At 57.1% G+C, this 254-nt stretch carries 1 protein-coding gene; it reads left to right on the top strand.

Annotated features, from left to right (window positions below):
* Positions 1 to 254 (top strand): FGGY family carbohydrate kinase (locus MXD62_RS09120; protein WP_248828938.1); only part of this gene is annotated, 254 nt, incomplete at both ends.

The following is a 254-nucleotide window of genomic DNA, read 5'->3' as shown; positions in this document are numbered from 1 at the left end:
CTTCGTATGTTACCGATGCATCTACGGCTGCCCGCACGCTTCTGTTTCACAATCGCGAGGGGCGATGGGATCAAGAGATTCTTCACTATTTGCAGATAGAGGAAGGCTGGTTGCCGCAGGTGCGCCCTACCGTTGGCTCCTTTGGCACCAGCAATCCGGAGCAATTCTGCGGAATCTCCGCACCGATCATCGTCAGCCAGGTGGATCAGCCTGCCGCACTCTATGGGCATCTCTGCATCGAGCCAGGCATGTCC

Source organism: Frankia sp. Mgl5, assembly GCF_023242985.1.
In the GTDB taxonomy this organism is placed as follows: Bacteria; Actinomycetota; Actinomycetes; order Frankiales; family Frankiaceae; genus Parafrankia; species Parafrankia soli.
The sequence above is the reverse complement of the archived record's forward strand: the minus strand, read 5'-3'. Positions and strand labels throughout refer to the sequence as shown.